The 4,453-nt window shown below is 66.5% G+C and carries 4 protein-coding genes and 1 pseudogene; 2 read left to right on the top strand and 3 right to left on the bottom strand.

The window, feature by feature from the left end; translation table 11 throughout:
- Positions 1–253, top strand: a pseudogene (locus RWP81_RS14655) (hypothetical protein); the annotation flags it as partial.
- Positions 254–452: 199 nt separating this feature from the next.
- On the opposite strand, the gene RWP81_RS14650 reads toward RWP81_RS14655, so the two are convergent.
- Positions 453–884 carry a PIN domain-containing protein gene (locus tag RWP81_RS14650; protein WP_314457310.1) on the bottom strand — a complete coding sequence of 144 codons (432 nt, stop codon included), beginning with the start codon at positions 882–884 and terminating at the stop codon, positions 453–455.
- Positions 885–887: 3 nt separating this feature from the next.
- On the bottom strand, positions 888–1,391 hold the full coding sequence (locus tag RWP81_RS14645) for a helix-turn-helix domain-containing protein (protein WP_314457308.1): 504 nt from the start codon (positions 1,389–1,391) through the stop codon (positions 888–890).
- A 694-nt stretch (positions 1,392–2,085) separates the two neighbouring features.
- Here RWP81_RS14645 and RWP81_RS14640 point away from each other — a divergent pair.
- Positions 2,086–2,991, top strand: a complete 906-nt coding sequence (locus tag RWP81_RS14640) for a hypothetical protein (protein WP_314457306.1) — start codon at positions 2,086–2,088, stop codon at positions 2,989–2,991.
- A 267-nt stretch (positions 2,992–3,258) separates the two neighbouring features.
- Here RWP81_RS14640 and RWP81_RS14635 read toward each other — a convergent pair whose 3' ends face one another.
- Positions 3,259–4,311, bottom strand: a complete 1,053-nt coding sequence (locus RWP81_RS14635; RefSeq protein ID WP_314457304.1) for a hypothetical protein — start codon at positions 4,309–4,311, stop codon at positions 3,259–3,261.
- Positions 4,312–4,453 lie beyond the last annotated feature (142 nt).

Genomic DNA, 4,453 nt, shown 5'->3' with positions numbered 1-4,453 from the left:
CTTCTCCTATGACAGAGGGGTCGGAACGTGTCCCCGTCGTCGCCGTCGGCGACGGGGACACGTCTTCGGAGCGCCCGCGTTCTGGCTGACGGTGCCGCTCTTCACCGCCGTGGGATCGCTGGGCCTGGTGTTCGGAAACGACACCGCCCAGGCCCTCGGCGCCGTTCCGCAGATCGCCGGAAGCGCCTCACGCCGCCCCGGAGCGATGAACCGGATGCCATGCAGAGACGTACGCGGGGAGTGCCTCGCGTGACTCTCCCTGTTCATTTGGGCGATCTGCGGCCGAGTGGGGCCAACACCTCAGGGCGTGGCGGGCGGCGGGGTGGCCATGGCGTCGGCAACGGCACGGGCGAACCGCGGTGCCCCGCTGCGCGTGAGCCGTCCGAGCAGTTGATCCCCTGTGACCGGGGGTCTGCCCATCGCCCGCGCCTGATCCCCGATGATCTGTACGGTCACCCCCACGTTGAGATCGACTGCGCCAGCAGAAACTCGTCGAGGCGCACGGCCTCGAGCCCGAGCGGCGACAGCGTGGTCGCGGGGAAGTCGCGTACGTTCTCGGTAACGATGACATCTGCCCTCCCGCGGATCGCAGCTGCGAGAACGTGGCGATCATTCGGGTCGGGCAGTTCGAGCCCCTCCATGAGCGGCTCCCATCCGAGAACGCGCGCATCTTCGAACGCCTCGTTCATGCTGCGGAAACGACTGTGGAACCGGCCGGGATCAATGTCCGGGTGAATTTCACAGAGGGCGCGTAGCGCCTCCTCTTCGACCTTGTTCGACCAGAGGGGCCGGAACGCTCCGCAGTCGGCCATGCGCAGGAGGGTGTCGCAGGGAGCGATCGGGACGAGCACGCAGGCATCGAGGAACGCCGTGAAGCTGCTCACGACTTACTGACTCCGCGCGCGCCGCAGCACCTCGGCATAGGCCGATGCATCGGTGTCGTACAGACCGTCGTCATTCGCCTGACGGGTCATCTCGTCAAAACGACTCCGACGGTCTTCTCGTTTGCGATCCCGGTAGGCGAGCACATCGTGGAGTCGCAACCGACGGTGCCTGGTCTCTCCCAGTCGCTCGAATGGGAGCTCATGCTCATCGAGGAGCCGCACAAGGGTGTTTCGACTGATCCCGAGAAGCGAGGCCGCCTGCTGGGTGGTGAGCTGACGATCGATCGGTTCGAGGCTGACAGATGCGCCGCGCTCCATTGCGTCCACGACACTCTTGAGTGCCTCGTAGACGGGGAGCGGCAGCGGCACTTGCTCGCCATCCGGCCCTATCAGCGCGGCCGGGGCGGAGTGTTGCTCAAGGAAGTTCGCCAGCCGCATCATCCCGTCGAGGTCGTGCGGCGGCTCGACGACCTGCGACTGACGTGACAAACGCGCGTGGGGAGGCATGTCCCGATTCTCAGCCATAACGGCCAAAACGTCCAATTCGTCCAATTCGTCCAAGCCTCAGCGCGGCAGTCGGACGCCCGTCGAAGCACGAACCGTTGCCAACCGCGTACTCCGCGTGAGGGGGTGGAGGCTCAGACACCACCCCGTGCGATCGTCACTGTCGGCGATGCGCTCGCCACCGTCCACTTGTACGATCACCGGCAGCGACTTGACCGCAGCACAGACGACAACAAGCATCCCCGGGTGCCGCTGAACAGAGGGCGACAATTCAATGCCGAAAGCATCCATGCGACCACAGACACCGCTCCTCATCATGGCGGCGGTCCATGTCGTTGCGGTCATCGTCTTCATCGTTCTCGTGGGTCTGGACGCTGGCAAGGTGGCGGGGGCACCGGATCGCTTCACTGCCGCCGCAGCCTGGTTCCTGGCCGGGATTTTTCTCGCTCCAGTCGTTACCGTAGGGGCGGTTGTGTGGTCGGTCATCCTCCGACGTCATTCGCGAACCACCGCGCCGCAGATGCGCCGACAGCACGAGCCCACAACCGGAAAAACTGCGGCATTCGCTGTGCCTCCCGTCGAGGCGGCACGCGCCGAGCCGCGACCCGAGACGTATGAGAATCCGAGCCGGGCCGGCTACACAACGCGTGCTGAGGCTCGAGCTGCCGCTGCAGATACCGCCAACACTGCTACCGAAGTGAGAGTCACGGCAACCGGCGCCCTCGCGCCTCCTGCTCGAGCGCCGCGCCTCCTCCGACCGGGAGGCGACCTCGCGCCATACATCCTGCTCGGCAGCGACAAGTACAAGGCGACGGAGGTCGAGGGGGTATTTGCGCGAACCTCTGAAATCGCAAAGGTAATCAAGTCGCTCACCGGCCGAGTTCTCCGCCTCGACGAAGAGGTCGAGATCCCTGACGTTGCGGCCTCGCTGCGTACGGAGCCCGCGAATCGCTACCACCGTCGCGCCATCATGGTCATCATCGACGGCCTCCACGTGGGCTATGTCGCCCGAGAAGACGCGGATCGTTACCACCCATCAATGAGCCGAATAGAAGCGGCCGGGTACACCCCCACGACCCGTGCCCGACTCTGGGCGGTTCAGCGCCAGGGATGGGATGGACCACCGAAGGTGCACGCCCGCGTCTCGTTGGCCCTCAACGAGCCGCATCTGCTTATCCCTGTCAACGAGCCACCCACGGTCGCGTACTCGCTTCTGCCCTGGGGCAACGCCGTACAGGTGACGGGTGAGGAGAACCACCTCGACGCCATCGCGCCGCACGTCAACCTCGGCTCGGAGAGCATCGCAATCGGAACCCTTCACCGTGTGGAGACGACGAGTGCACGCGGAGTCGCGAAGCAGCTCGTCGACGTGCGCATCGATGGTCGAGCGGTGGGGTCGCTCACCGCCACCACCAGCCCGCACTACCTTCCGACCATTCAGCATTTGGAGTTGGGTGGACTCGTCGCCGCAGCGTGGGTGAAGGTCAAGGGTTCCGCCATCGCCGCACAAGTCACGGTGCAAGCCGCGCGCCCTCCCGAGCTTCCGCCCGAGTGGTTCAGCGCCCCCACCCTCATTCAGCCACTTCCTCGAGCGACCCCGTGATGGCTTACTTGATGTTCGCCTGAGCCCCGCCCGGTCCGTCATCGACGACGCTCGGCTTCTGAACCGCAACGCGACAACCAGAGGACGGAATGCGTCGACTCTTGGCCATCGCCGACCCTCAGACGCTACGTTCCTCGCATCACGCACCGGTGCGGGCGAACGGAGGTCAGTTCATTTCTCCCGCATCTTCGACGTGAACGAATGACGGGGTGAGCAACTCGGGCGAGCGTCTCGACGAATCTGTCTGCGGCGGCTCACCCCTCGGTCTCAAATCTCGAGGATGCCGTCGATCGCCGTCTCGATCGGCGGAATCTTCTGCGTCGCGAGGTCTTCCATGAGGTGCACCGACGCGTAGAGCGGCGGCGCGAACCGTCCGGCGGCGTCGAAGACGTGGAGCGTCCGCCGCATCCGTCCACTCGGAAAGAGCGGATGCCAGAAGCTCACCTCCACTCGGGTGTCGGGCCACTCCCCCCGTACCTCGACCCGGGGGTGGCGCAGGCCGCCCGTAAGGGGTGCCGTCTTTCCGATGGGATCGGTCCAGTAGGCGTCCAGGTTCGCGAACTCGCCGGTGGCGGCCGCGACCGCCGCCGCGCGGTCAGCGGCGGATACCCGCGCCCTCCGCCACGACGCGCGAGGGTCGTCGGCCTCGCGCGGGACTCGTTGCGGCACGAGGGCGCTCATTGTCCTGATCATGGCGGCATCGTCGACGGGATCGAGGGCGAGGGCACGGGTGCGGATCTCCGCGGGGAGTTCTCCCGGCCGCAGAGGGATGTGGGCGGTCGTGTACACCCAGCCCCCTGGCGACCGGCGCGGTGGCTCCGTATAGACGGCCACACGCGTGTCGGAGGCTCCCGTATCGAGCGCCCACGCGATACGCCGGTCCACCGTCATCCGGTGCTCAGTACCCCCGCTGGACCGCACCCTGATGTCGTCCGAGAGCCAGGAGGTGATGTCGTCCGGGTCACGACTGACCGCCGGGTCGCGCAGCCACAGTCCATGGACGGTCGCTCCGATCAGCTGCGCGTCGCCCAGCGGGTCGGCGACACGCGCCGTCGCGTCGAGTCCGACGTGCACGGCGGCGGTGCGACCGGGTGCGATCGACTGATCCTGTGCCTCCTGTGGGCGATAGACGACCCACGCACCCGTTGACGTAGAGAGAAAAGTCAACTGGGTCGCGCGCGCGCCGAGATCGAGATCGGGCCACGTCGCTATCCGGCTGGGCTCGCCGGGGCGAGACACGCAGGCCACTGGCTCGTCTTCGGCAACAGAGATCGTCGCATCGCCGGCGCGCACGCGCTGCCACCCGTACTCCCCCGGCATCCCCTCAGTCTGTCAGGGACCTCCGGCTGCGGTCCGGCGACGAGCCATGGCCGCACGGCAAATGACGTCGAGCCATCTACGATTCTTCTCCCCCGGGCCCCACCTGTTGATCCGCCCACCCCCATGTAACGCCCACGTAAAC

The sequence above is a fragment of the uncultured Microbacterium sp. genome (assembly GCF_963521695.1).
Classification (GTDB): Bacteria; Actinomycetota; Actinomycetes; order Actinomycetales; family Microbacteriaceae; genus Microbacterium.
The sequence above is the reverse complement of the archived record's forward strand: the minus strand, read 5'-3'. Positions and strand labels throughout refer to the sequence as shown.